The 26648-nt window shown below is 68.6% G+C and carries 23 protein-coding genes and 2 pseudogenes; 13 read left to right on the top strand and 12 right to left on the bottom strand.

From position 1 onward, the window contains the following. Positions 1–478 (bottom strand): UDP-N-acetylglucosamine--N-acetylmuramyl-(pentapeptide) pyrophosphoryl-undecaprenol N-acetylglucosamine transferase (locus VB716_RS12695; RefSeq protein WP_323270672.1); only part of this gene is annotated, 478 nt, incomplete at its 3' end. A gap of 110 nt (positions 479–588) precedes the next feature. Between VB716_RS12695 and VB716_RS12690 the strand changes: the two genes are divergently transcribed. After that, entirely contained in the window at positions 589–1353 is a 765-nt protein-coding gene (locus VB716_RS12690; RefSeq protein ID WP_197171979.1) for a hypothetical protein, read from the top strand. Between the two features lie 21 nt (positions 1354–1374). Here VB716_RS12690 and VB716_RS12685 read toward each other — a convergent pair whose 3' ends face one another. From VB716_RS12685 to VB716_RS12660, 6 genes are all read right to left on the bottom strand, one after another. Continuing rightward, positions 1375–2370, bottom strand: a complete 996-nt coding sequence (locus VB716_RS12685) for a hypothetical protein (RefSeq protein WP_197158400.1) — start codon at positions 2368–2370, stop codon at positions 1375–1377. A gap of 97 nt (positions 2371–2467) precedes the next feature. Further along, positions 2468–3322, bottom strand: coding sequence for an NAD(P)-dependent oxidoreductase (locus VB716_RS12680; protein WP_323270671.1), 855 nt, complete (start codon positions 3320–3322; stop codon positions 2468–2470). Between the two features lie 96 nt (positions 3323–3418). After that, a complete protein-coding gene (locus VB716_RS12675; RefSeq protein ID WP_322758171.1) occupies positions 3419–4522 on the bottom strand; it encodes a type III polyketide synthase in 1104 nt (367 codons plus the stop codon). Then, complete coding sequence (locus tag VB716_RS12670; RefSeq protein WP_322758170.1) at positions 4513–5667, bottom strand: NAD(P)/FAD-dependent oxidoreductase; 1155 nt, start codon at positions 5665–5667, stop codon at positions 4513–4515. The genes VB716_RS12675 and VB716_RS12670 overlap by 10 nt, the downstream gene beginning before the upstream one ends. Further along, positions 5667–6398, bottom strand: a complete 732-nt coding sequence (locus VB716_RS12665; protein WP_323270670.1) for a methyltransferase domain-containing protein — start codon at positions 6396–6398, stop codon at positions 5667–5669. Before VB716_RS12665 ends, VB716_RS12670 begins: the two co-directional genes overlap by 1 nt. Positions 6399–6530: 132 nt before the next feature. Beyond that, a complete protein-coding gene (locus VB716_RS12660) occupies positions 6531–7079 on the bottom strand; it encodes a hypothetical protein (protein WP_323270669.1) in 549 nt (182 codons plus the stop codon). A 150-nt stretch (positions 7080–7229) separates the two neighbouring features. On the opposite strand from VB716_RS12660, the gene VB716_RS12655 reads away from it, so the two are divergent. The 4 genes from VB716_RS12655 to VB716_RS12640 all read left to right on the top strand — a co-directional run bounded on the left by VB716_RS12655 (position 7230) and on the right by VB716_RS12640 (position 10621). Beyond that, positions 7230–7955, top strand: a complete 726-nt coding sequence (locus VB716_RS12655) for a response regulator (RefSeq protein ID WP_323270668.1) — start codon at positions 7230–7232, stop codon at positions 7953–7955. Continuing rightward, positions 7933–9342: an ATP-binding protein gene (locus tag VB716_RS12650; protein WP_323270667.1), complete on the top strand. Its 1410-nt coding sequence runs from the start codon at positions 7933–7935 to the stop codon at positions 9340–9342. The genes VB716_RS12655 and VB716_RS12650 overlap by 23 nt, the downstream gene beginning before the upstream one ends. A 14-nt stretch (positions 9343–9356) precedes the next feature. Next, on the top strand, positions 9357–10013 hold the full coding sequence (locus VB716_RS12645) for a hypothetical protein (protein ID WP_323270666.1): 657 nt from the start codon (positions 9357–9359) through the stop codon (positions 10011–10013). Between the two features lie 104 nt (positions 10014–10117). Further along, complete coding sequence (locus VB716_RS12640) at positions 10118–10621, top strand: hypothetical protein (protein WP_197158383.1); 504 nt, start codon at positions 10118–10120, stop codon at positions 10619–10621. Between the two features lie 21 nt (positions 10622–10642). Here the strand turns inward: VB716_RS12640 and VB716_RS12635 are convergent, their stop codons facing one another. Next, positions 10643–11848: a phosphoglycerate kinase gene (locus tag VB716_RS12635; RefSeq protein WP_323250409.1), complete on the bottom strand. Its 1206-nt coding sequence runs from the start codon at positions 11846–11848 to the stop codon at positions 10643–10645. Between the two features lie 168 nt (positions 11849–12016). Here VB716_RS12635 and VB716_RS12630 point away from each other — a divergent pair, with 168 nt between their 5' ends. From VB716_RS12630 to VB716_RS12620, 3 genes are read left to right on the top strand one after another with little or no spacing between them, the layout of a single operon-like run. Further along, complete coding sequence (locus tag VB716_RS12630) at positions 12017–12400, top strand: universal stress protein (RefSeq protein WP_197158379.1); 384 nt, start codon at positions 12017–12019, stop codon at positions 12398–12400. Beyond that, positions 12400–13383 (top strand): ribosome biogenesis GTPase YlqF, encoded by a 984-nt coding sequence (gene ylqF, locus VB716_RS12625; RefSeq protein ID WP_323270665.1) that lies wholly within the window; start codon positions 12400–12402, stop codon positions 13381–13383. Before VB716_RS12630 ends, ylqF begins: the two co-directional genes overlap by 1 nt. Next, entirely contained in the window at positions 13380–14327 is a 948-nt protein-coding gene (locus VB716_RS12620; RefSeq protein WP_322758164.1) for an RluA family pseudouridine synthase, read from the top strand. Before ylqF ends, VB716_RS12620 begins: the two co-directional genes overlap by 4 nt. A gap of 6 nt (positions 14328–14333) precedes the next feature. On the opposite strand, the gene VB716_RS12615 is transcribed toward VB716_RS12620, so the two are convergent. The 3 genes from VB716_RS12615 to VB716_RS12605 form a co-directional block, all read right to left on the bottom strand. Continuing rightward, on the bottom strand, positions 14334–17459 hold the full coding sequence (locus VB716_RS12615) for a glycoside hydrolase family 9 protein (RefSeq protein ID WP_323270664.1): 3126 nt from the start codon (positions 17457–17459) through the stop codon (positions 14334–14336). Between the two features lie 106 nt (positions 17460–17565). Continuing rightward, a complete protein-coding gene (locus VB716_RS12610; protein WP_323270663.1) occupies positions 17566–18306 on the bottom strand; it encodes a response regulator transcription factor in 741 nt (246 codons plus the stop codon). After that, positions 18306–19979 (bottom strand): ABC transporter ATP-binding protein, encoded by a 1674-nt coding sequence (locus tag VB716_RS12605; protein WP_197158370.1) that lies wholly within the window; start codon positions 19977–19979, stop codon positions 18306–18308. Before VB716_RS12605 ends, VB716_RS12610 begins: the two co-directional genes overlap by 1 nt. Positions 19980–20071: 92 nt before the next feature. Between VB716_RS12605 and VB716_RS12600 the strand changes: the two genes are divergently transcribed. From VB716_RS12600 to VB716_RS12585, 3 genes and pseudogenes are all read left to right on the top strand, one after another. After that, on the top strand, positions 20072–22474 hold the full coding sequence (locus VB716_RS12600; RefSeq protein ID WP_323270662.1) for a bifunctional (p)ppGpp synthetase/guanosine-3',5'-bis(diphosphate) 3'-pyrophosphohydrolase: 2403 nt from the start codon (positions 20072–20074) through the stop codon (positions 22472–22474). Next, positions 22440–23826: pseudogene (locus tag VB716_RS12590) on the top strand (protein adenylyltransferase SelO family protein). Before VB716_RS12600 ends, VB716_RS12590 begins: the two are co-directional and overlap by 35 nt. Before the next feature lie 132 nt (positions 23827–23958). Beyond that, on the top strand, positions 23959–24147 hold the full coding sequence (locus tag VB716_RS12585; protein ID WP_197158369.1) for a hypothetical protein: 189 nt from the start codon (positions 23959–23961) through the stop codon (positions 24145–24147). Here the strand turns inward: VB716_RS12585 and VB716_RS12580 are convergent. After that, positions 24134–24634, bottom strand: coding sequence for a DUF2062 domain-containing protein (locus VB716_RS12580; protein WP_416223882.1), 501 nt, complete (start codon positions 24632–24634; stop codon positions 24134–24136). The two genes, VB716_RS12585 and VB716_RS12580, sit on opposite strands and share 14 nt — an antisense overlap. A gap of 6 nt (positions 24635–24640) precedes the next feature. On the opposite strand from VB716_RS12580, the gene mnmE reads away from it, so the two are divergent. Continuing rightward, positions 24641–26053, top strand: a complete 1413-nt coding sequence (gene mnmE, locus VB716_RS12575; RefSeq protein ID WP_323270661.1) for a tRNA uridine-5-carboxymethylaminomethyl(34) synthesis GTPase MnmE — start codon at positions 24641–24643, stop codon at positions 26051–26053. 71 nt (positions 26054–26124) lie between these two features. Continuing rightward, positions 26125–26648 (top strand): annotated as a pseudogene (locus VB716_RS12570) (nicotinate-nucleotide diphosphorylase (carboxylating)); the annotation flags it as partial.

Raw genomic sequence — 26648 nt, 5'->3', positions numbered from 1 at the left:
CCGGTGTGCCGGTGACCAGCGGCCGGCAGCGGGGGAGCCGCTCGGCCGCCTGCGGCAGTCCCACCGCCACCCGGCTGCAGAGGCGGCCCAGCAGGCGCGTCACCTTGCCGGGGATGGCATTGCTCTCGTGCAGCACCACCGGCACGCCGCACCAGCGGGCCGCCAGGATCGCCGGTGCGGCGATGTAGCCGCCGCTGCTGAACACCACCGTGATCTGCTCCCGCCGGATCAGGCGGCGCACGGCCCGGGTGGCGTTGAGCAGCTTCAGCAGATTCCAGAGCTTGCGCAGGCCTCGCCCCTGCAATCCACCGGCCCGCACCGTGTGGAGCGGATAGCGGCTCGGCACCAGCTGGCGCTCCAGTCGATCAGGCACCCCCAGCCATTGCACGCTCCAGGCGGGCGGCAGAGCCTCCGCCACAGCCAGGGCCGGAAACAGATGGCCACCCGTACCACTGGCGGCGATCAGAAGCCTGGGCATGGGCGGGGCGTGCGGCCGCGCCTAACTTAAAAGCCATGCCCGGGCCGCTCCACCGCTTGACCTTCCTGTCGCTGTCCCCTTCTCTCACGTCCTCCTCATCCCGCCGTGCAGTGCGCGCCGGCTTCGGCTGGGTCCGGCGCGGCCTGGCCGCCGCTCTGGTGCTGGGTGGCCTGGCGGCCGGGGTGCCCGCAGCCTGGGCTGCGGCTCCCACGCCAGCCCTGCTGCAGGCCCTCGAGGCGGCGCTCAACAGCTCTGGCAGCAGCGATCTGGCGGCCCTGCTCGAGGCTGGTCCAGGCTTCGATCCCAGTGAGCTGGAAGCGCGCTACAGAACCCTGCGCGAGCTGTTCCCCGATGCCCGCTGGCAGATCACACCGGCGGCTCCGCTGCGGGATGGCCGCGCCACCGTCACGGTCACGGTCACCGGCCATCGTCAGGACGGGGCCTACAACTACCAGCTGGAGGCCTCCCAGCAGCTTGCCCTCGAGAGCAGCGGCAGCCGGATCAACGGCCAGACCGTGATCCGCGAGCAGTCGATCCTGCGCAGTGGTGACGTCGACCTGCCCGTGAGCCTGCTGATCCCCGATGCCGTGCTCACCGGCCAGCGCTACGACGTGGACGTGCTGTTCGATGAACCCCTGAAAGGTGCCGTGGTGGCCGGTGGCATCGTGCCCCTGACAGCCGAGCAGTTGTCGGCGGTCGAGAGTCCCGACCTGCAGCTGGGTGCCCTGGGCGGCGGTGGCCTGTTCAAGGTCGTGCAGGCACCCAAGACCCCCGGCTCCCAGACCTGGGCGATCCTGCTGGTGCATCCCGAGGGCATCGTGAGCGCCACCAAACGGGTGCGTGTGGTGACGGATCGGCAGGCTCTGCAACCCTGAAGGGCCCAGCCCGAGCACGGCTCAGGCCAGCAGGATGTCCGTTGGAGCCAGGGGCGTGAACGGGTCCAGCTCGGCCAGGAGGCCACCGCCATTGCCGAAGCCGGCGTCCTTGCCGTTGTCGTTGAGGAACAGCTGACCCCTGGGTTCCCAGTACACGAGGGAGGCCTTGGAGGCAAGGCCCTTCTTCAGCGCTTTGCGGTTGCCATCGATCAGTCGGAATCTGGCCGCCTGACCATCCAGGAGACCAGCTGCCACAACCAGTTGATCGATGCCGCTCTCGAAGCCGCTGATCGAGCGGCCCGTCACGCTGTCGATCACGAAGCGGTCGGGGCTTCCCGATGGGACCGTTGGAGCCGAGGGAACTGCTGAGGCGGCCCCCCAGATCTCCACCAGGGCCTGCAGATCAGTGCTCGAGAACCAGGTGGCCGGGGCATCGCCGCCGACCCGATAGGACATGATCGTGTCCAGGTCACTGAAGCTGGGATCATCGGGGTTGCCACCGGGATGATCAAGGCCGAGGGCATGGCCGATCTCGTGCACAAGCGTGCGCTGTTCCGCCGCACTCAGGCCGGGATCATTGTTGAGTTCGGCCTCGATCGTCACGCCCGATACGGCTGGGATCAAGGATCGCTGGCCCGAGGGCGCCACAACGAAACGGAATTCCGTGTAGGTGATCCCGGTGATCGTGTCGGCGAAGCCGCCGTGATCGCGAACCTCCTGCACCGACACCAGCTGCAGTGGACTGGCCAAGCTGTTCTCCTGGCTGGCCTGCAGGCGGATCACTCCGGCCAGGCGGGCAAACGTCTGCTCGATGAAGGCCTGCTCCTCCGGATTGATGGCGATCGCAAGCGGCGGAGTGCCGAGCCCGCCGGCCAGATTGCCGTTATCGAAGCCGACAGCCGTGAGGCCATAGCGCAGCTGATGACTGCCAGTGCTGTCTGCCGCGTAAAGCTGGCGCAGCAGATCAAGCACGGTCAGGTCGGCCTTGATCAGGCTGGTGGGCAGCGCAACGGTCATCAGGCCAGGGATTCCGGGATCCGAGCCGGCCGCCGGGCTGTCATGGGTCCTCCGTGGGGCGTTGCGTCCTGCAACCTAGGCAGGCTCAGTGCCGACGTCAGGCCTGGAACCAGCGCATCAGGCAGGACACGTCGTCGTCGCCATGGCCGGCGGCGATCAGCTCCTCTTCCAGATGGCTCACCCGCTCGCTCAACGGCAGGGACAACCCCACTGCCCTGGCGGCGGCCAGGGCGATCGTCAGATCCTTGCGGTGCAGGGAGAGCTTGAACCCCAGGGGATAGTCGCCCCGCAGCATGGTGGCGGCGCGGTGCTCCAGGGCCCAGGAGCCCGCGGCACCGCCGCAGAGGGCCTGCCTCACCATCTCCATGGGCAACCCCAGCCGCTGGCCCAGGGCCATGGCTTCCGCCACCGCCGCATAACTGCCGGCCACCAGCACCTGGTTCACCGCCTTGACCTGCTGGCCTGCGCCGATCGGCCCGAAGTGCGTCACGGTCTTCCCGACGGTCTGCAACAGCGGCATGGCCCGATGGACCGAAGCCTCTGCGCCTCCGACCAGCACCGAGAGCGTTCCAGCCTTGGCACCCTCGGTCCCCCCCGTGACTGGGGCATCGACGAGATCGAGGCCAAGGGGCCTGAGGCGGTCATGGCATGCCTGCGCCTGCGAGGGATCGATCGTGGAGAAGTCGATCACCAATCCGCCCGCAGGAAGAGCAGCGGCGGCACCCTGGGGGCCGAACAGCACGTCTTCCACCGCAGCACCATCGGTGAGACAGAGGCAGAGAATCTCTGCTGTGGCTGCCGCATCCGCTGGTGAGCATCCCCGCGCAGCGCCGGCCGCAGCCAGGGGCTCCTCCGCCTTGCGGGTGCGGTTGTGAACTGTCAGGGGGAAGCCGGCGGCCAGCAGATTTGTCACCATCGGCGTTCCGAGCTGACCCAGCCCAAGGAAGGCCACCGATGGGAGCGGTGAGTCAGAGCTCTGCACGACCGGCTCGATGCGGATCGCCAGAAGGCTGTCATAACGGCCCGGGCAGCCTTCCCCTGCAGCGCCTCAGGCCAGCAGGGCCACCTCGACACACAGGCCCGGGCCGAAGGCCATGGCCAGGCAGGGGCCGCGAGCGCCGCTGCGCCGCAGACGCTCGAGGATGAACAGCAGGGTCGGCGACGACATATTGCCGCAGTCCCTGAGCACCGATCGGGAGGGCTCGATCAGGAGGGGATCAAGCCCCAGGGCCTCGGTCACCGCTGAGAGGATGCGGGGGCCGCCGGGATGCACGGCCCACGAGCCGATGGCAGCGAGCGTCAGCTGATGGACAGCCAGCCAGCCGGTCAGCCAGGGCCGCAGATGCTCCGCGATCAGGTCTGGGACCCGTGGGGACAGGCCCATGGCGAAGCCGTGATCCTCAATCGCCCACGACATCGCCTCGGTGCTGTCGGGCACCAGCAGGGAGCCGCTGGCGATCAAGCGCCGCAGCCGAGGGGCTGAAGGCGACTCAGCCTCAGGCTCCTTTCCGCAGGCCACGAGGGCGGCGGCGCCGTCGGCGAACAGGGAATTGGCCACGATCCGCTCGGCCTCCCAGCCGTACTGCAGGTGAAGGCTGCAGAGCTCAACCGCGCAGAGCAGGACACAGGCTTCAGGATCAGCCCCGGTGAATCCGGCAGCCACCCGGAGACCGTTCAGGGCTCCATGGCAGCCCATGAACCCCACGTGGGTGCGGGCCACGTCGGTGGGCAGCGGCAGGGCGGTCATCAGGGCGAGATCGACGCCAGGCGCCTGGAAGCCGGTGCAGGAGACCGTGATCAGGTGGGTGATCCGTTCGGGGGGCAACTGCGCCTGGTCCAGGGCAGCGAGAACGGCCCGCAGAGCCAACGTTGGCGCTTCCTGGGCGTAGCGACGCATCCGTTCCGCGGTGCCAGGGCTGGTGGCTCCGAAGAAGGACTGCTGATGGCACGACTCCGTGCCCGTGGGCTCCAGCAGAACGCTGTGGCGTGTGGCCACCCCTGATCGGCGATGAAGGGTAGCGAGGAGCCGGCGTTGGGACGCAGAGGGAACCTGGTTGGGCAGGGCCACCTCGGCGGCGATGGCGGCAGCGTCGCCCTGGGCGATGCGATGGGGGGGCAGGGCCGTCCCCAGGCCGTGGATTGTCAGGGACATGGCTCTGGGGTCAGACGTTCCAGGGTTGCACCACCCAGCTGCTGGAGGAGTGGCGCGGTCAGTGCCGGCCAGCGCTCGGCCGCCGCCAGCAGGGTGCGGCTCAGGCCAGGGCGCCGCAGGGCGAAGGCCAGGGCATGGCAGAAGCGCTGCCTCGATCCGATCAGACGGGCATGGCGGCGGGACCACTCCCTCTCGAGGCCCCGGCTCCAGCCCTCCTGCCCCTGCAGCACCAGGGGCACCGCCGCCAGAGCCCCGACCAGAGCCCAGCCCATGCCCTCGCCCGTGAAGGGTTCCACGTAGCCAGCGGCATCCCCCAGCAGCAGCAGCCGCTCGGCCGCCGGGGGTGTGCTCTGGCGGGTGAGGGCCGGGGTGGCCCGCCAGGAGGTCTCGCTGCCCTGGGGCACGGGATCGAAGCCGGCCTCGGCCAGCACCGTGGCAGCGCAGGCGGCCGGACCTCCGGCAGCGATCAGGTGGGTGCGGTCGAAGGCCGCGGCCAGGTTGAGGCCCCCGTCTTCGTTGCGCACCAGCCCCACATAGCCGTGCTGGCCGATGGCCATGTGGATCGTGCCCTTGCCATAGCCGCTCACCTCGGCGTCCAGCCGGCAGCCGGCGCCGACCCTGGCGTGGGGGTTGATCCGCGTCTGGATCGGGATGTCCGGATCCAGCCCGGAACTGCCCAGCCCCGTGGCCAGCAGCACGACCCGGGCGCTGGTGCTCTGATGCTCGTCGCCGGAGCGCAGCAGCACCTGCCTGCCCCCCGGACAGGCACCGCCCACGCTGGCCTCGGTCTGCAGGCGCAACACGGCTCCGGCAGCCACGGCGGCCTCACTCAGGGCCAGGTCGAAGCGGCTCCTGGAGAGGGATCGGCCCACGGGCAGGGCGAGGTCCACCTGATGGCCTTGCAGGCCGAGGCGGAGCCGGGCGAGGGGAACAGCGCCCTGTCCGTCGACCAGGTGGCCCAGGCCCGCATCCTCCAGGGCCCTGAGGGCGACGCCGTTCAGGCAGCTGCCGCAGACCTTCCAGCGGGGAAAGGCCCGCTTCTCCACCAGCAGCACCCGCAACCGGCGACGGGCCAGTTGGTGGGCGGCGAGGGCGCCGGCGGGCCCGGCCCCGACCACGATCACATCCCAGTCCGGAGCGTTCATCAAGGCTGGGGCGGGCCGCCTGGCCGGCGCCAGCACAGCAGATAGCGCTCGGGCCAGCTGCGCCGGATCTTGGCGCCATCGAGACCCGCCCGGACCGCCAGGGAGCGCACTTCCTCCAACTGGAAGGAGCCCTGCACCGAGACGGGGCCATCGAAATGGACGATCGGGGAGCGACTCAGCAGGCGGCAGCCCGCCCAGGCCAGCCCGTAGCCCAGGGGACTGCGGATCAGGTCATTGACCAACACCAGCTGGCGGCTGGCGCGACCCATGCGGCTGAGCAGACCCACCGCCGCCTCCTCGTCCAGATGGTGCAGGAAGAGGGTGCAGAGGATGACGTCGTAGTCGTCAGGCAGGGGATCCTTCAGGACGTCGGCCTGGAAGAAGACTCCGTCTAGATCCCGCTCCCTGGAGCTGCGTGAGGCCATGGCCACCGCCTGGGGGCTGAGGTCGCAGCCGTCGACACGCACGGCGAGCCCTTCGCGACGGGCCCGTTCCGCCAGGGCACTGGTGTTGTCCCCGCCGCCGCAGGCCAGATCGAGAACCCGCAGGGCCTGTCCGTTGTGCTCCCGGGCCAGGAAACGGATCGGAGCAAGCAGGGAACCCACGGCACCACTGAGGGCGTTGATCCTGCGCAGACCCTCCAGGGCCTCGGTGTGGGCGGCGGGATCGAGGCCAGGCTGGTCCATCCACTCGGGTTGCCGGTGCCGCTGGGCCAGTGGCTGGAAAAGCATCAACAGAGCACGCGGAGGCCTGGGCTGTCGGCGTGGGGGAAAAGCTCGAGACGGTGTTCCTCGCCGACCAACAAGCCCGAAGCCCCGACCTTGACCCAGCTCTGAAGGTTACGGGCTGTAGGCGGACCTGAATCACCAGGACGCGGATCCCGCCCGATGCCGCCGCAGCTCACCCAGTTCCTGCAGGCTGACGCCGCCATCCCCGTTGCGGTCGGCCTGGCTGAAGTTCTCCTGCAGCCATCGCAGGTCCTTGGCTTCGCCGCGCTCGATCCGGCCATTGCGGTTGTGATCGGCCCGCAGGAACATCGCCCGCAACCGTTCGCCCTGCCATGCAGCGCGGTGGGGCACGAAGTCGGCGGGGGTGAGATGGCCTCGGCCACTGCGATCCAACCGTTCGAAGTGCTTTTCGATGTAGGCATGTCCCCGCACTTCGCTCCGCTCGAGGCGTTGGTCGCCGTTGCGGTCCAGCCGCCGGAACAGGTTCTGCAGCCGCTGGCGGTAGGTCTCGAGATCCCGCTGCTGCTGGGCCAGCTGCATGGCGTGCAGCGGAGGGGATGGAGCAACGGCCGCGGCCAGAGCCACGGCCGTGCCGGCCATCAGGGCAGCCAGCCGCCGCTGCCGGGGCCCCGGCCGGGGCCGGAGGGCGGGAGGCAACAGTTGCGGCGGGCCGGAAGTCCCCATGGGCCAAGGTTATGAAGTGCGCTGCCCCTGGCTGTGACCAACCTCAGTCCCAGGTGTGACCAGATCCTTCCGCAGCGGTGGCGGGCCGCTTCGCTCCATACAGTCGGCCCAGGCCGTGCCGGCCGGTTCCCCTCCTCCCCCCCTGGCGCCATGGGCAAGACGCAACGGATCTGGGTGGTGGATGACGATCCCGAGCTGCGCCAGTTGCTCGGCACATACCTCACCGATCAGGGCTATGACGTGCGCTGCCTGGCCGGTGGCGCCCAGCTGATGGCCCGGCTCGAGAACCAGCGCCCCGATCTGGTGGTGCTGGACGTGATGATGCCCGGTGACGATGGCCTCACCCTGCTGCGGCGGCTGCGCGACCGTGGCGACGATCTGCCGGTGGTGATGCTCACCGCCCGCGGTGATGCGGTGGACCGGATCATCGGACTGGAGCAGGGGGCCGACGATTACCTCGCCAAACCCTTCCTGCCGCGGGAGCTGAGCGCCCGCATCGAGGCCGTGCTGCGGCGACGGGTGGTTCTGCCGGCCGGCACGCCGATGGCGGAAGGGCAGGAGGTGTGTTTCGGTGACAACCAGCTCGATCTGGCCGCCCGCACCCTGCGGCGGGGACAGGAGACGCTCGTGATCACCAGCGGGGAGTTCAGCCTGCTCAGCGCCTTCGTGCAGCATCCCCACCGGCCTCTGTCGCGCGAACGCCTGATCGAGCTGGCCCGCGGACCCGATTCCGAGACCGACAGCCGCAGCATGGATGTGCAGGTCTCACGAGTGCGCCGCCTGGTGGAACCGGACCCCTCCCGGCCTCGCTACATCCAGACGGTCTGGGGCTACGGCTACGTCTTCGTACCGGATGGACAACCGCGCAGTCGCTGAGTCACCCGGGGGATTTCGGCGCCACAGCCTGCTGATCCTGCTGCGCTTTCTGCTGGTGGCAGCCGCCGGCTTCGGACTCAGCGTTGTCCTGCTGCAACTGCTGCTGGCACGGCGTCTGGAGCGGGCCCAGATCGCCCAGCTCGGCCAGGAGGTGGCCTTCAATCTGCGTCTTGGGGAACTGGCCCTGGAGCGCCTGCCCCCATCGGCCGTGGCCCAGCTCACCGGCTTGCCCCTGCGGGTGGGTCCACAGCCCCTGCCCACGGGCGATCGGCGCCTCTATCGGCAGGCCGGTCGCCTGCGGCTCGAGCTGTGCGAACGCCTCAACAGCTGCCCCACCGTGGTGCCGGCAGGGCTTGAGGCCCGGGGGGTCTGGGTGGAGCTCCTGTCTCCCCTGGAGCCGGTGTGGCTGTTCACGGCCCTGCCGCCGGCCTCGCGCTGGCCCCCCGACCCGCTCGTGCTCAGCCTCGCCCTGGTGTCGGGAGGAGGACTGGCGGGCCTGGCCTTTCTCTGGCTGGAGGTGCAACGCCCCCTGGCCCAGCTGGAGCAGGCGCTCGGCCGGGTGGGCCGCGAGGCCCAGCTGCCGCCCCTGGCGCAGCACGGTACCGGTGCCGTGCGGCGGCTGACCCTGCGCTTCAACGCCATGGTGCAGCGGCTGGAGCTCAGCGAGCGGGAGCGGGCCACCATGCTGGCCGGCATCGCCCACGACCTCAAGAGTCCGATCACGCGCCTGCGCCTGCGGCTCAGCTTCGCACCCCTCTCCGGGCCGGAACGGGACCGCTCCGAGGCCGATCTGGACGCACTCGAGCGCATCACCAGCCAGTTTCTGCTCTTTGCCGGTGGCGCCGATGCCGAAATCCCGGTGCGTCTGCCGCTCGATCAATTGCTGGCCGAGCTTTCCGCCGCCTTCGATCCGGCTGTACTGGAGCTGGACCTCGAACCGATGGAACGGGTGGTGCAGCCCACCGCCCTGTCCCGTGCCGTGGGCAACCTGATCGACAACGCCCTCAGCCACGGTGAACCACCGCTGCGGCTTGTGCTGCGCGCCACAGACCCTGACACAGCAGCCAACGATCCAGAGGAGTTCCGCATCGAGCTCTGGGATCGGGGCGCCGGTATCCCACCGGAACGCTGGGAGCAGGCGTTGATGCCGTTCCAGCGGCTGGATGAGGCCCGCGGCGGCCAGGGCCACTGTGGGCTCGGCCTGGCGATCGCGGCCCGGGTGGCATCGATGCATGGCGGAGTGCTCTATTGCCGCCGCGGCGATGGACCGCAGGCGGGTGGTTTTGCCGTGGGTCTGCGGGGCCGCTCGATCCATTCCGATCCGGTCACACCTGGCCCCCTGACCGGACACAGTTCCGTCAGACCCTCTGCCGACCATGGGGCCTGACTGCACGGAACCCCATGACCAACCCGTCAACCGTCTCGCCCCGGCCGTTCCCGCACCCTTCGCACCCTGGCCGGAGCGCCACCCTGTTGCTCGGAGCCCTGCTGCTCGCCGGTGGTGCCGCCCAGGCCCAGTCCTGGCGTCCCTCGAGTGGCTCGCAGCAGGTCCAGCCGTCACAGCAGCTCCGGCCGCAGAAACCCCAGAGACCCCAGGCCGCTGAAGGCGAGTGGCAGGCCTGGCAGCGGGCGCAGGCCCAGGCCTTCGATCGCCTCAGCACGGGGCAACGGCGGAACTACTTCCAGGAGCGCCTTGCCCAGGAACGTCGTCAGTCGGGGCGGCGCCTCAGCCAGCTCAGCCAGACGGAGCGCTGCTTCCTGCAGGCTCGTGGCCTTCAGGCGATTGAGGCCTGTCAGCAGCGGGAGCAGCAGGCCCGTATGGATCAGCGCCGCCAGCAGATGAGTGAGCTGGCACAACTCCGCCAGCGTTATGGCCTGCCGGTGCCCGATCAAGGCGGCCGGGGGCGCTGGTCGCCCGGCTCGCGCTATCCCGGCTCGCCCCAGTCTTCCGGCAGGAGCTATCCCTATGGCGCCGCCCTGCCTGACTACGGCTCCCAGGCCTATGGCGCCGCTCCCTCCCGTGCCGACTCCTGGCTGGAACTGCTGTTCGGCCTCTGAGCGCCTGGCATCAGACCAGTTGGCCGGGGTGCCGTCAGGATGGCGGCAGTGCCGTGGCTCCTGGTCGTTTCCTCTGTCTTCCTACCCCTTCCCCGGACCTTTTCATGACCAGCAGAAGTCCTGAGACCTGCAACACCGACCGAACCCTCCCGTTGAACCCGGTCTCGACCCAACGCTCCCGGCTGGTGCTGTTCGGCCGCGCCCTGCCCGTGATCGCCGCCCTGTCGCTGCTGGCGCCGCCCGTGGTCCTGTCCCAGACCCTCGTGGCGGCCGAGACACGGCAGGGAGCCCCCCAGAGGGGAAATCCTGAGGAACGACTCAAGCTCTCCCCAGCCCAGGCCAAGGAACTGTTCACGGCCCGGCAGGCCATGGAGCGCCGTGGCATCCAGGTCCGCCAGGAGATCCTGCAGAAGACCCGGCCCTGCATTGATCAGGCGCAGAATCTGCAGGCTCTGGGAGCCTGTAAACGATCCCAGCGGCAGGCTTATGCCAGCTTGATGGAGAAGGAGCGCCAGGAGATGCGCGACCTGTTGCAGAAGATGGGGATCAGCGTGCCGGAACGACCCGCGGGCCCGGCACGCCGGCATCAGGGCAAGCCAGCGTCCTGATGCCGGCAGGCTGACCGCTGCTCAGGCGTCGTCGAGGGCAGCCACACCGGGCAGCACCTTGCCTTCCAGCAGCTCCAGGCTGGCACCACCGCCGGTGGAGATGTGGCTCATCTGGTCGGCCACGCCCACCTTCTCCACGGCGGCCACGGAATCACCGCCGCCGATGATCGTGCAGCAGCCCTTGGCGCTGAGGTCGGCGAGGGTGTGGGCGATGCCGTTGGTGCCGGCGGCGAACTTGTCGAACTCGAACACGCCCATGGGGCCGTTCCAGATCACGGTCTTGCAGTCCGCCAGAGCGGCCTGGAAGGCCTGGATCGAATCGGGGCCGATATCAAGGCCCATCCAGCCGTCGGGAATCACATTCACCGACGTGGTCAGGGTCTTGGCGTCGGGGGCAAAGTTGTCGGCCAGCACCACATCGGTGGGGAGCAGCAGCTGCACGCCCTTGGCCTTCGCCTTGGCCTCCAGCTCCTTGGCCAGGTCCAGCTTGTCTTCCTCGACCAGGCTCTTGCCCACCGCCAGGCCACGGGCCTTGTAGAAGGTGAAGATCATGCCGCCGCCGATCAGCACCTTGTCGCACTTGTCGATCAGGGCCTCGAGCACGCCGATCTTGGAACTCACCTTGGAGCCGCCCACGATCGCGGCCAGCGGCCGCTTCGGCTCGTCGATCGCGCCCTGCAGATACTGCAGTTCCTTCTCCATCAGGTGGCCAGCCACGCTGGGGCTGAGGATCTTGGCCACGCCTTCGGTGGAGGCGTGGGCGCGGTGGGCGGCGCCGAAGGCGTCGTTCACGTAGACCTCGGCCAGGGCGGCCAGCTTGGCGGCGAACTCGGGATCGTTCTTCTCCTCCTCGGCGAAGAAGCGCACGTTCTCGAGCAGCACCACATCGCCATCGACCATGGCGGCCACCTTGGCCTCGGCGTCGGGGCCGATGCAGCTGTCGGTCTTCACCACCGGCTTGCCGAGCAGCTCGCTGAGGCGGGCCACCACCGGGGTGAGTCGCATGCCTTCATTCACCTGGCCCTTGGGACGGCCGAAGTGGGCCGCCAGGATCACCCGGGCGCCTTTGCCGGTCAGGTCGTTGATCGTGGGCAGGGCGGCGCGGATGCGGGTGTCGTCAGTGATGGCACCGGCGTCATCAAGCGGTACGTTGAAGTCGACCCGCACCAGGACACGCTTACCGCGGAGTTCGTCGGCGCTGAGGCTGGTGAGGGATCGCTTCGTCATCGAGATTCGCTTCGGTTTCGGCGGCGGCACCTTAGCGGGCCGCCGTTCGGCGATCTCACCAGTGCTCCGGTCGATTGACCGACCCGGCTGGGGCTAGGACAGGTTTCGGCCTCGTCCGACGCCTGTTCTTTCTCTCCCTCCCGTTCGTTCAGCCCTGCGCCCACTGCCATGTTCGACACCGTTCTGTTTCCGATCGATCAGAGCCGCCAGACCATGGAAACGGCCACCGTGGCCCTGCAGCTGGCCCAGCGCCATGGCAGCCGCCTGGTGGTGCTCTCGGTGGTTGAATCCGAGGAGGGTGTGATGCACGATTCGGAGGCGGTGCATGACCTGCTGGCCCAGGCGCGCAGCAGCTTTGAGCAGGCCGGCGTGGCCTGCGAAGTGATCGAGCGTGAAGGCAAGCCCGCCTTCGTGATCGGCGATGTGGCCGATGAAATCAATGCCGATCTGATCGTGATGGGCACCCGTGGCATCTCGCTTGACACCGACCACACCAGCACGGCCGCCCGGGTGATCCAGCTGGCGCCCTGTCCGGTGCTGGTGGTGCCCTGATGCAGGCGACCGACCTGCTCAGTGCTGCCGCCCCGGCGATTCAGTGGTACCCCGGCCATATCGCCAAGGCCGAAAAATCTCTGGCCGCCAGCCTCGAGAAGGTGGATCTGGTGATCGAGGTGCGGGATGCCCGCATCCCCCTGGCCACGGGTCATCCCCGCCTGCAGCGCTGGATCCGGGGTAAGCAGCACCTGCTCGTGCTCAACCGGGTGGACATGATCTCGCCCGAGGCGCGCCAGGCCTGGACCGCCTGGTTCCGCGCCCACGACCTTGTGGTCTGGTGGTGCGACGCCAAGGCCGGCACCGGTGTGAAGCAATTGCAACAGGCGGCGATCCGGGCCGGCGACGCCCTCAATGCCCGCCGTGCCGGTCGCGGCATGAAGCCCCGGCCCGTGCGGGCCCTGATGCTGGGCTTCCCCAATGTGGGCAAGTCGGCCCTGATCAACCGGCTGGTGCGTCAGAAGGTGGTGCAGAGCGCCCGCCGTGCCGGCGTCACCCGCAGCCTGCGCTGGGTGCGCCTCGGCCAGGATCTCGACCTGCTCGATGCGCCGGGGGTGCTGCCGCCCCGCCTCGATGACCAGCTGGCGGCCCTGCGGCTGGCCCTCTGTGACGACATCGGCCAGGCCGCCTACGACGGCGAAGCGGTGGCCCTGGCCTTCGTGACCCTGCTGGCTGGCCTGGAGCCCCAGGCGGCGGCAGGCGTGCCGGTGGGTCTGCTGGAGAAACGTTATGGCGTGCCCGTGCCGGCTCTGCCAACCGCGGCCGCGGGGCCAGGCACGGCACCCGATGCCGCCGCCTGGCTGGCCGCCGCCGCCGCCCGTCACACCAGCGGTGATACAGCCCGCATGGCCCAGCGCCTCCTGGATGAGTTCCGCAAGGGTGTGCTGGGGGCCATCGCCCTGGAACTGCCGGTGGCCGGCACCAGTGCCACCAACGCCCGGCCTGCCGTTCCGCCGTCGTCTCCGCCCTTGCCCCATCCATGAGCGCGTTTGGTGAAGGCGAGGGGGAGTTGCTCACGCTCACCTACCCGAAGCCCCTGCCGATGCGGCTGGATCGCTGGCTGGTGGCCCAGCGGCCGGAGCAGAGCCGTGCCCGGATTCAGAAGTTCATCGACGCCGGCTATGTGCGGGTCAATGGGGTCACCGGTCGCGCCAAGACCCCCCTGCGGCCCAACGACACGGTGCAGCTGTGGATGCCACCGCCCGAACCGCTGCCCTACCTGGTGGCTCAGGACATCCCGCTGGATGTGCTTTTCGAGGATGCCCACCTGATCGTGCTCAACAAGCCGGCCGGCCTCACCGTCCATCCGGCCCCCGGCAACCGGGACGGCACCCTGGTGAATGGCCTGCTCCATCACTGCCCCGATCTGCCCGGCATCGGTGGTGAGATGCGCCCCGGCATCGTCCATCGGCTCGACAAGGACACCACCGGCTGCATCGTGGTGGCCAAGAGTCAGGAGGCATTGGTGAAGCTGCAGGTGCAGATCCAGCAGCGCATCGCATCGCGGGAGTATCTGGCGGTTGTGCATGGTGTGCCCCCGGCCGATCACGGCACCGTGATCGGCGCCATTGGTCGCCACCCGGCTGACCGCAAGAAGTACGCGGTGGTGCACGACGGCAGCGGCCGCCATGCCTGCACCCACTGGAGCCTGGTGGAACGGCTGGGCGATTACGCCCTGCTGCGCTTCAAGCTTGATACCGGCCGCACCCACCAGATCCGGGTGCATTGCGCCCACATCGGTCATCCGATCGTTGGCGACCCGGTCTATTCCCGTTGCCGCAAGCTGCCGCTGGACCTGCCCGGGCAGGCCCTGCATGCGGTGCAACTGGGGCTCGATCACCCGATCAGCCGTGAGCGGATGGTGTTTGAGGCGCCGCTGCCGCAGGTGTTCGACAAGCTGCTGGCGGTGCTGCGGCGGCGACGCTGAGACGGCTCAGGCCAGCTCAAGGCTGACGTTCTGGCCGATGGCAAAGGCCAAGGCACCGGTAAGACCGGCATTGTAATCAAGGGCCACTTCGTTGCTGATGTAGTCATCACGGCGGTCGGCATAGGCAAAATCACTCGCCTGGCTGGGCCCGCCCACGAGAGCCCCGACCAGAGTATGGGCATTGGGCTGGTCATTGCGAAAATCATCCCAACTCACCCCGGATGCGGCACGGTGGTGTGGCTGCTGCGCATAGGCGTCGCCGTAGCCCACCATGTAGCTGAACTGGCGGGGATTATCACCAAGGATATAATCGACCGTGTCCGTCGCCAGCTGTCCATAGCGCCCCTCCGGATCGATCACCGCATCGGCGTAAAATCCCGCCATCAGAGCAGTGTTGGCGGCATAGCGCAGGGAACCCCAAGGGCTGATGAAGCGCAGTCCGCCATCGGTGATCGTCACGCCGTTGCGACCATCCACCCAGCTGTCCAGCCAGTCCTCCACATCGCGGCGTACCTCGGCATTGCCGGTATCACCCGCCATCATCACGGCAGTGGCATAGGAAGCATCGTCCCAACTGTGCGTCCATCCATTGGAGAGGCCACCGATGGAGGAGCTATAAATGGCCAATGCCTGATTGCGATAGTCGCTGCCATCTCCGCCGGCCGCTTCCACAGCCCGGGCCAGCCAGGCGGCACTGTAGGCGAGTTCATCGTGGTATCCGCTCCAGGAATTGTAATAGCTGCGCACCTCCGTGATGGAGTCGGAATACTTGCCCTGGAAGCGATTCGCGAACGCATGAAGCGCCATCGCATGGTCGAGCAGTTCATCGGCATAGGCCGTTTCGCCGTTCTCACGAAATAACACCGAGGCCGAAGCCAATGCCGCAGCCGTAGCCCCGGCCACATCGGATCCCGGCTTGTCGGGGGTGATCGCCATGGCTGGCCGGGCAATGGTCTGGCGTTCCGGTGCGCTCCAGAGCGCGTGGTCCGCCTCTACATCGCCCACCTGGACCACCAGGTAGGTGGTCTGACCGGAGGCATCACGGCCATGGGCCTTGAGCAGATAGTCGGTACCCCAGCGCACCGCATCCATGAGCTCGTCAAGCTGGCCGGCAGCGGCGTAGCCCTCCTTGAACTGAATGCCGCTCCAGGCCAGAGTGGAGAGACTGGAGGCCAGGGGCAGGCCGAATTTGCCGTGATCTCCGGCATCGTGGTAGCCACCGCTCAGGTCGAGGCTGAGACCCGCCTGGAAGTTCTCGGGACGCCGATCACCGAACCAGACGCCGTCGCGACCATCGCGCAGACCGGAATCACCGCGCCAGGGCACCCGGTTGCTGGCCTCATCGAGGTCACCGGAGCGGTTGGCTTCATAGAAAAGAAACGAGAGCCCAAGGGCCGTGCCGTAGTCCTGCGCCGCATCGGCGCCGCCCGTCGTTCCGCCATCCACCCCACTGGTTGAGCCGTCCTCCGCAGGACTGCCTGGAGTCCCGTCACCCCCTGGTGTGGGGTTGGGGGTTTCGCCGGATTCCGTCGTCGTGCCAGGCAGGATGCTGCCCTCGCTGAACAGGAGCGAGGCATCCAGCGTTCCGGAGTTGCCAATGGGTGTGCCCTGGGTGCCGTTGAATCCCACCGTCACGGATCCACCGGCAGGGATCGCCGCGGCCCAGTCGCGGCCGCTGACGGTGTAACGGGTCAGGCCGCCACCCAGATCAGTGGCTTCAATCTCAGCTCCCCAGGGATCGCCGGAGATCCGATGCACCGTCTCGAAGCTGAAGCTCCAGCTCGGCAGGGCCTGGCCGGAGGTGTTGGCCACGGTCAGCTCGGCCGTGAAGCCATTCCACCAGCGGCTGCCGCCGACGCTGACCGTGAATGGTTGGGTGGTTGTCCCGCTCCCTCCTGTCTGCGGGGGGCTGGGATCCATGGGATCCATCGGGTCCATGGGATCGGCGGGATCGTGGCTGTCGTGGTCGTGCGCCTGACCGTGCCCACCCGCGCTGCCGTTGAAGGCATCACCGCCGATCGGTGTCAGGCCTGTGCCCCTGCGGCTCTGCAGTCCGTCGGTGACCTGGCCGGCCGGCCCCTGTGGGGTCAGCAGCCCGGCGCGGCTCACCAGGCTCACCTGATCCACGCTCACCCCGAAGGCATCCTCCAGCCGGTCTTCCACCACCTGGTCGTTATGGAACTCGAGGTTGGCCGGGATCAGCTGGGCGCGGCGGATGCCGACCAGCAGAAGGCTCTGGCCGGTGGGTTCCACCGCGATCAGCAGACCCTCCGCTGTGTCGGACACCGTGAGCCGTTCCCGGGTGCCGAAGTAAAGGAAGCTGAGCTTCATGGTGGCGGGGTCGAAGCCTTCGACCCGTTCCTGCACGCCGGTTTCATGGGAGCGCACGTAAACGGTGTCCGCGTCCCGCTCGCCCACACCCTTCTCCCAGGAGAGGGCTCCGCCGATGTCCTGGCGCAGGTGCTCGTTGGCGACGATGCCGAAATTGGCGGGGCTCAGGTCGGCGAGGCCCACGCCCCGGATCACCTGGTCTTCGGGTGTCCAGGCCCAGGGATTGATGATCGTCGCGTCTCCAGCGGCGGTCTTGCCCACGATCAGGTTGTGCACCGACACGTCACCGAAGTCGAGCCGGTCCCGGGAGGGATCAAAGCCTTCGATATCCGCCCCGGCCGGATCGGCCTGGAACACCCGTCCATCCCGCGGGGCCGGGTCCGGTTGCGTGGGTGAGGGTATGGGGTCTGGGGTGGGCGTGGGATCGGGCGGGCTGGCGCTGCCTGCCGCCAGCAGCAGGGAGCTGTTGAGGGCGCCGCTGTTGCCGATCGGCTGTCCCTGGGTGGCGTTGAATCCCACGCTGACGCTTCCTCCTGCCGGCAGGCGGGTGGCCCAGCCGGCGCCGGTGAGGGTGTAGCGCCAGAGCCCGTTGCCCAGGTCGATCCGTTCCGCCGTGGCTCCCCAGGGCGTGCCGCTCAGCTGGTGGGGGCTGTCGAACACCACGCTCCACGCCTCCAGCGCCACCGCGGAGGTGTTGGTGAGGGTCAGCTGAGCGGTGAGACCGTTCCACCACACGTCGCCGGAGATGGCGACGCTCACACCGGGCGTACTGCTGAGGAAAGGAGTGTCAGGCTGGGCCATGGGAGACACGGGAGATGGCTCCGATGTAGGTCTGGCGCTGGCAACTCCTCAATCCTTCAAATGACGGAAATCTGAGGACGTGGCCCGGCAAGGAGACCGCCGGGCATCACCGCAGATAGCCAAGCCGGAAGGCCTCCACAGCCGCGGCAGCCCGGTTGGTGACGCTCAGGCGCCGCAGGATGTTGCGCACGTGATCGCGGGCCGTGCTGGGGGCGATATGCAGACGGGCGCCGATTTCCTTGTTGCTCAGGCCTTGCGCCACCAGCGCCAGGATCGAGAGTTCGCGGGGTGACAGGGTGCAGCGCCCGCTTCCCGCATCGGGAGCGGGCGCTTCAGGGGACTCCTCGCCTGTCTCAAGACTGGCGCGGATCGCCGGGTCCACGAAGATTTCGCCACGGCAGAGGCGCTCGACGCCGTAGACGAATGCGCCCCCCTGCCCGATGCTGCCTTCCAGCACGATCACATCCGTGCCGGCCTCGATGGCGGCCTCGACCAGCGCCCTGCGGTTGTGGGTCAGGACCAGCAGACAGCGGTGCGCCAGGGTCTGGGCCTTCGCCAGCCGGATCAGATCCAGCCCAGGGCCATCGGCCAGCAGCTCCGTGACCAGGATCAGCTGGGGCCGATCGGCCTCTCGCACCAAGGCGTCGGCTTCTGCCAGGGAGGCGGTGATGCGCAGCCCCGGGGCGACGGTCTGGGCGCGCAACCCACTTTGGATGGAGAGCATCAGCAGCCGCGGGTACATGCACACCAACACGGGATGGGGGCGCAGCAGCACCCGCAACAGATCTCCGCGGGCCTGAAGCAGGGCCAGGGATCGATCGCCCCCTTCGTGTTCCGGAGTGCCCATCACGCCGCCAGGGCAGGCAACCGGGGGCAGGCGTCCACCAGGATGCGGGTGATCGCCGCCTGGGGATGCCGCAGCAGCTGGGCTCCCGGCCCCTCCTCCACGATCCGTCCTCCGTCCAACACGATCACCCGGTGGCAGAAGCCGCTGGCCACGCTGAGATCGTGGGTCACGAACAGCAGGCCCAGGCCCAGCTCCGCCTGCAGGCGGCGCAGCAGGGCCAGCACGTCGGCCTGCACCTCGGCATCGAGCATGCTGACGCTCTCATCGCAGAGCAACACCTTCGGCTCCAGGATGAGGGCGCGAGCGATCGCCACCCGCTGCTGCTGACCGCCCGAGAGCTGGCGGGGGCGTCGATGCTCGAAGTCTTCGGCGGGCGTCAGCCCCACGGCCTCCATCAACTCCCGGGCCCGCTGGCGGGCTGCACTGCGGCTGGCCAGGCGATGGATCAGCAGGGGATCCGCAATCGCCTCCCCAACCGGCATCTGGGGGTTGAGGCAGGCCAGCGGATCCTGGAACACCATCTGGATGCGCCGGCGGGCCCGCCGTAGCTCCCTGCCGCCCAGCTGGCGCAGATCCCGCCCCTGCAGGCGCACGGCGCCACCCCGCACCGGGGCCAGCCCCATCAATGCCCGGCAGAGGCTGCTCTTGCCGCAGCCCGAGGCCCCCACCACGCCGATGGTTTCGCCCTCCAGCAGGCGCAGACTCACCCCGTCCACAGCCTTGAGCCAGCGCTGCTGCCAGGGCAGCGATGGCAGGGGATGCCAGCTGCGCAGTTCCTCCAGCTCCAGCAGCAGCGGGGCGTCTACGGGGGCGCTGCTTCGCAGACCTTCGCGGGCGCGGGCCTTGCTCACCAGGCGGCGGGTCAGGGGAGAGGCCGGTGCCGTGAGCAGCTGATGGGAGGGGGCCTCCTCCACCAGCCGCCCCTGATCGAGCACCGCGATGCGATCACACCAGCGGCCCGCCATCGCCAGATCGTGGCTGATCAGCAGCAGGGCGCTGCCGGCCTCCTGGCAGAGGCTGGTGAGTTCGGCCATCACCTGGGACGCCACCGCCACATCCAGGCTGGTGGTGGGTTCATCAGCCACCACCAGTTTCGGCGCCAGGGCAAGGGCAAGGGCGATGGCCAGGCGCTGTCGCATGCCGCCGCTGAATTCGTGGGGGTAACTGCCGTAGCGCTCCACGCCGATACCCACACGGGTCAGCAGCGCTTCGGCCCGTTGCCGCACGGCCCGGCGCCGCCGGGAGGCGCCCATCGGTGCCCCCGTGAGCCAGTGGGCACGGTGCGCCTCGAGAGTGTCGCTGAGGTGCTCGCCGATGGTGAGCAGGGGGTTCAGCCGGGTCATCGGGTCCTGGAACACCAGGCCGATCGCCTCACCCCGCAGCCGCCGCAGGGCAGGGCGCTTCAGCTGCCGCGGATCCACCCCGGCCACCTCCAGTTGGCCGCTGCAGAGACTGCCCTGGGGCAGCAACTGCTGCACGGCTCGGGCCACGGTGCTCTTGCCGCAGCCGGAGGGGCCCACCAGGGCGAGGCGGTCTCCCGGTGCCAGGCTCAGATCGAGGCCATCCAGGGTGGGGCGGTCGCTGAGGGGATAGCGCACCACCAGGTTCGCGATCCGCAACACCGGTTGGGCTGATGGCCCTGGTGCGGCAGGGGCAGAAGGCTCGTCGACCATGGCCTGTTTGTCCACCAGCTTGCTCGCTGATCCTGTCGGATCCTCTACGACCTGTCGCAGGCTGCATACCATGGGGTGGATTGCGGGGATGCATGCCCAAGGCCGCCTCCGAACCGATGTCTCCTGTAGGGACGGCAGCCGAGGCTGCAGCTGCGGGCACGAAGCGGTCCGGTGGGCCGGCTGCAGCGGAGGTTGGAGGGCTGGCACTGGACAGGACCGAGGCCGTGGAAGCCGCGGCGGCGCGGCCGCGAATTCTCAGCCCGGCCGATTACGGCGTTCCCCTGCCGGAGTGGTTGCAACGCTGTATCGAGCACGTCCCCCCTGGTGCGGGCGACGTCTGTCCCAGGGACGCCGAGGCCTTGCTGGCCTCGGCGTTTGACTTTGCCTACCAGCTCCACGATGGCCAGTACCGGGCCAGCGGCGAGCCCTACATCATTCATCCGATCGCCGTCGCGGATCTGCTGCGCGACATCGGTGCCAGCGCCGGGGTGATCGCTGCAGGCTTCCTGCACGACGTGGTGGAGGACACCGACGTCACCCCCGAGGAGATCGAGGCCCACTTCGGCCCTGAGGTGCGGGCCCTGGTGGAGGGCGTCACCAAGCTGGGCGGCATTCACTTCACCAACCACACCCAGGCCCAGGCGGAAAACCTGCGCCGCATGTTTCTGGCCATGGCCAGCGACATCCGCGTGGTGCTGGTCAAACTGGCCGACCGGCTGCACAACATGCGCACCCTCGGGGCGCTCAAGCCCGAGAAGCAGCAGCGCATCGCCCGCGAGACCCGCGAGATCTATGCCCCCCTGGCCAACCGTCTCGGCATCGGTCGGTTCAAGTGGGAACTGGAGGATCTGGCCTTCAAGATGCTCGAGCCGGAGGCCTTCCGGGATGTGCAGCAGCAGGTAGCCACCAAGCGCAGCGAGCGGGAGCAGCGGCTGGCGGTCACGGTGCAGCTGCTGCGTGATCGTCTTGCCGCCGCCGGTCTGCAGGACTGCGAGGTGAGCGGCAGGCCGAAGCACCTCTACGGCATCTGGAGCAAGATGGAACGCCAGCAGAAGGCGTTCCACGAGATCTACGACGTGGCAGCCCTGCGGATCCTCTGCCCCAGCCTGGAAGCCTGCTACCGGGCCCTGGCGGTGGTGCATGACACCTTCCGCCCCATCCCTGGACGCTTCAAGGATTACATCGGTCTGCCCAAGCCGAATGGCTATCAGTCTCTGCATACGGCGGTGATCGGTCGGCATCGGCCGATCGAAGTGCAGATTCGCACCAGTGACATGCACCAGGTGGCAGAGTATGGAATCGCCGCCCACTGGAAGTACAAGGAAGGGGGGTCACCGGCCTCCACTGGAGGCGACACCGAACGCTTCAACTGGCTGCGTCAGCTGGTGGATTGGCAGAAGGAGGATGGGGGAGAGGACAGCAGCGATTATCTGGCTTCAATCAAGGAAGACCTCTTCGATGAGGAGGTGTTCGTGTTCACGCCCAAGGGTGATGTCGTGGGGTTGCGCAAAGGATCCACGGCGGTGGATTTCGCCTTTCGCATCCACTCGGAGGTGGGCAATCACTGCCAGGGTGTGCGGATCAATGACCGCCTCTGTCCGCTGGCCACGCCGCTGCAGAATGGCGACTTCGTGCAGGTGATCACGGCCAAGAACGCCCACCCCAGCCTCGACTGGCTCAATTTCGTCGCCACCCCCACGGCACGGAATCGCATTCGTCAGTGGTACAAGCGCAGCCACCGGGAAGACAACATCCAGCGCGGCACGGCCATGCTGGAGCGTGAGCTGGGCCGCGAAGGACTGGATGGCCTGCTCAATGGCGAGGCCATGGCCCGGGTGGCGCGGCGCTGCAATCTGGTCGGCACCGAAGACCTGCTGGCGGCCCTTGGCTTTGGTGGGGTCACCATGCACCAGGTGCTCAACCGGCTGCGGGAGGAGATCCGGCTCGCGACCGAAGCGGCGGCCCCGGTGCTCAGCAATGAGCAGGTCGCTGCCGGGGTCGGGGCGCAGGCAACCGCTGTCCCCCTGGCGCCAGGCAGCGGCGCCGGCAGTCCGATCCTCGGGGTGGAGGGTCTGGAATACCGGCTGGGAGGCTGCTGCAGTCCACTGCCTGGCGAGCCGATCCTGGGCAGTGTGGCCCTGGGCAACCACGGCATCACCATTCACCGGCAGGACTGTTCCAACGTGGCCCAGGTGCCCCTGGAGCGGCGGCTGCCGGTGCGCTGGAACCCAGCCATCGATCAGGGCAAGCGCCGCTATCCCGTGCAGCTGCGCATCGAGGTGCTGGATCGGGTGGGCGTGCTCAAGGACATCCTCACCCGCCTCTCGGATCACCGCATCAACGTCAGCGACGCCCGGGTGCGCACCGCCTACGACAAGCCGGCCCGCATTGATCTGCGGGTTGAACTGATGAGCGCCAGCCAGTTACGCACCACCATGGATCAGATCCGCTCCATGGCCGATGTGCTTGACATCTGCCGCACCGGCATTGGCTGAACGGCCCGATTCAGCTCCGGCCGGCCAGGGCAATCCCCTGCTGAGCCTGCCCTTCGAGCCCTCCATCGAGGGGCTCGGCCCTGAGTACTGGGATGTGGCGGAGGCGGCCCGTTTCCCCCGCACGACACTGCGCTTCCGCAACGATGCCCTGCTCGAGCAGCTGGGCCTTGATCCCAGTGCTGTGGCTGATGCGGATCTTGAGGCGGCCTACGGAGGCTTCGAGGCCCGGCAGCCGTTGCTGGCCCTGCGCTACCACTGCTACCAGTTCGGCACTTACAACCCCTTCCTCGGCGATGGCCGCGGCTTTCTCTACGGCCAGCTGCGCGATCGCCACGGCCAGCTGCAGGACCTCGGCACAAAAGGCAGCGGATGGCGCGCACCCACCTCCGCTTCGGCACCTGCGAGCGATTGCTGCATCGGCGCCGCCCGATCTGCTGGAGCGGTTGCTGCGCCATGTGGTGGCCGTCTATTACCCCTCCATCGCCGCTGCCCATCCGGTCGATTGCCGGCCCGGTGCCGCTGCGGATGCCGCTGCGAACAACACCGAACCCCAGCTGCTGGCGTTCTATGGCGAGCTGGTGGAACGGATGGCGCGGCTCGCTGCCGAATGGATGGCCGCCGGCTTCACCCACGGCGTGCTCAACACCGACAACATGTCTCTAGCCGGTGAGAGCTTCGACTACGGCCCCTTCGCTTTTCTCGACCGCTGGGATCCCGGCTTCACCGCCGCCTATTTCGACCACAGCGGTCTGTACGCCTATGGCCAGCAGCCACTGATCTGCCATCACAACCTGCGCCTGCTGCAGGAGCCCCTGGCCATGCTGCTGCCGCGAGCCGAACTCGAGGCCCGGCTGGAGCGCTTTGCCCCCACCTACGACGCCCACGACCGCCACGGCCTGCTGCGCCTGCTCGGCCTGGCGACCGCAAGGGCAGAGCTGCCCGATCCGGTGCTCTCCACCTTGCAGTTGCTGGCGGCCTGGCCAGTGGGCTACGGCAGCTTCTTCGCCGCTCTGGCCGCCCATGTGGGCACCCATGGCTTGCCGGCGGGGCCTGAGGATCTGATTCCCTTCGTGCCGGAGGCTGCCGAGCCGCCGCGGTCTGAATGGCTCGCCTGGCGGGAGGCCTGGTGGAGCTGGAGCCACGGCGCTGACTCTGCCGGCTCGGATGCTGCCAGCGCAGGTGAGGCCGGCATGGGCGATGGCGACACTGTGGCGGCCCGGCTGCAGCGCTGGAACCTGCCGGTAACGCCGATCCGTCCGGTGATCGAGCAGATCTGGGAGGCGATCGATCAACACGACGACTGGCAGCCGTTCCACTCCTGGCTGGACGGCACGCAGTTGTCTCCCGACTGATCTCTGCTGCGTCTTGCTGGTGAGCATCCCCCCACAGCATTGGGGCCGGGTGTCTGGCGCTACAGCTGCATTGGGTTGGTTTCTCTACAAACGCACCACCAACGGGGTATTGGCCCCTCCGCAGTGTGCAACATGACCTCCGAACAGGCTGCCCAGCTGATCGATAACACCCTTGATCTGGTGCATCAGCGCCTCCAGGATCTGCAGGCTCAGTCGTTGCCCCAGGAACAGCGGGCCCTGGCCGCTGAATTCCGCGAATGGCGCCATCCCAATGGCGGCCACATCGATCTGATGGTGTTCCCCGGCCTCACGAACTTGTGAGGTCGTTCAGGTTTGCCGGGGCGTTGCCATGGCGCTGCAGCCAGCGCCAATAGGTCCAGCCGCAGAGAGTGGCCGCCACCAGGCCCATCAGCAGCGAGCCCAGCAACATCCGGTTGACGAACGACCAGCCCAGCTGCCAGATGGCTTCGCTTCGCATCACCTCCAGCCCCGGCCATCCCTTGCCGGGTCCAAGCAGAAGTGAGCCGATTCTGTAGTTGATCCAATAGAGCGGCACATAGGTGAAGGGGTTGCTGATCCAGGTGCCGGCTGCGGCCAGCAGGTGGTTGCCGCGCATCACGCTGGCCAGAGCAATCCCCAGCAGGGTCTGCACACCAAAGAACGGGAAGCAGCCGCAGAACACCCCGGCCGCCAGGCCGCGGGCGCGTTGTCCTGGGCTGCCCTCCTGGTGCCAGAGCCAGACGCCGGCACGCTGGATCAGTCGCACCAGGGATCCGTGCGGTCGAAACTGGGAGAAGTGCGGCGCCATGAACAGGTGGACGGCGGGCAGGGGAACGGCAGTCAGGGTCATGGCGACGACACCATCGCGGCGGTGGCGACCGCGATCGCGGCGGGTCAGGGCAGCGTTGCGATCGTAAGAATGTCCGGACCCGAGGCGGAGCCGATCGGCCGGTCGCTGTTCCGGGCGCCTGGCCAGCAGACCTGGGACAGCCATCGGGTGCTCTACGGCCACGTGGTCGACCCGGCCAGTGGGGAGCGCGTCGACGAGGCCCTGCTGCTGCTGATGCGCGCTCCGCGCAGCTTCACCCGCGAAACCGTGGTGGAACTTCATTGCCACGGGGGCCTGATGGCGGTGCAGCGGGTGCTGGAGCTGGTGCTGGCGGCCGGGGCTCGGCGTGCCTTGCCAGGGGAATTCAGCCAGCGGGCCTTCCTCAACGGTCGGCTCGATCTCACCCGCGCCGAGGCTGTGAGCGAGATGATCACCGCCCGCAGTCGCCGGGCCGCCCAGCTGGCCATGGCCGGCCTGGACGGGGGACTGCAGTCCCGCATCGCAGGGCTGCGTGAGCAGCTGCTCGATCAGCTGGCCGAGCTGGAGGCCCGGGTGGACTTCGAGGAGGATCTGCCACCGCTGGATGCCGCCGCCGTGGTCGCCGCCCTGGCGGGGGTGGACGAGCAGCTGCAGGCCCTGGTGCGGGAGGCGCGCCAGGGGGAGCTGCTGCGGGAGGGCCTGCGGGTGGCGATCGTGGGCTGCCCCAATGTGGGGAAATCCAGCCTGCTCAACCGGCTCAGCCAGCGGGAGCGGGCGATCGTGACCGATCTGCCGGGCACCACCCGCGATCTGCTCGAAAGCGAGCTGGTGCTCGGCGGCGTGCCCCTCACCCTGCTCGATACCGCCGGCATCCGCCCCACCCACGACCGGGTCGAGCAGCTCGGCATCGCCCGCAGCCGCGCCGCCCTGGCCGCGGCGGATGGGGTGCTGCTGCTGTTCGACCTTGAGGCCGGCTGGACCGCCGCTGATCAGGAGTTGCTGGAGCAGGTGCCCGAGGCGGTGCCGCTGCTGGTGGTGGGCAACAAGGCCGATGCGGCCGGCGTGAACGCCGGTGCGATCCCTCCTGGGAATTTGCCCACGACGGCGCCCGCCGATGTGGCGATCAGTGCCCTCAGTGGCGACGGCTGCGAGGCCCTGGCCCAGCTGCTGCTGCAGCGCTGTGGAGCCGGTGAGGCGCAGGGGCTGCAGGTGGCCCTCAATGCCCGCCAGCGGGATCTGGCGGCGGTGGCCGCCGCCAGCCTGGAGCGCAGCCTCGAGGCGGCGGGTCAGCAGCTGCCATGGGATTTCTGGACCATCGATCTGCGGGCGGCGGTGCGGGCCCTCGGTGAGATCACCGGTGAGGAGGTGAGCGAAGCGGTGCTCGATCGGGTGTTTGCGCGCTTCTGCATCGGCAAGTGAGGCGGCGGTGATCGTGCCCTGGGGTGATCGGCTCAGGCAGGCTTTGTCGATGCCGCCTCACCGCCTGCGCCATGCCGCACCTGCCTGTCACGCCGGAGCTCGAGGCCCAGCTGCGCGCCTGGCTGGCGGAGGACATCGGCCGCGGTGATCTCACCGCTCCAGCACTGCGGGGGCGCCAGGGGCATGCCCACTGGATCGCCAAACAGCCTGGGGTGCTCTGCGGAGCCGTGCTGGCGGAGGCCCTGTTCGGCCTGCTCGATCCCCAGGTGCGGGTGCGGCGTCTGGTGGAAGAGGGGGAGGCGGTGCAGGCGGGTCAGCAGCTGCTGGAACTGGAGGGGGCGGCTGAAGCCCTGGTGGCCGGGGAGCGCACCGCCTTGAACCTGGCGATGCGACTTTCCGGCATCGCCACCGCCACCGCCGCCCTGGTGGCGACGCTGGCGGGCACAGGCGTGCGCCTGGCCGACACCCGCAAGACCACGCCTGGCCTGCGGCTGCTGGAGAAGTACGCCGTGCGCTGCGGTGGCGGTCTGAACCACCGCCTCGGCCTTGATGATGCCGCCATGCTCAAGGAGAACCATCTCGCCTGGGCCGGTGG

This window comes from Synechococcus sp. CCY9201, from assembly GCF_034931105.1.
Lineage (GTDB): Bacteria > Cyanobacteriota > Cyanobacteriia > PCC-6307 > Cyanobiaceae > CBW1002.
The sequence above is the reverse complement of the archived record's forward strand: the minus strand, read 5'-3'. Positions and strand labels throughout refer to the sequence as shown.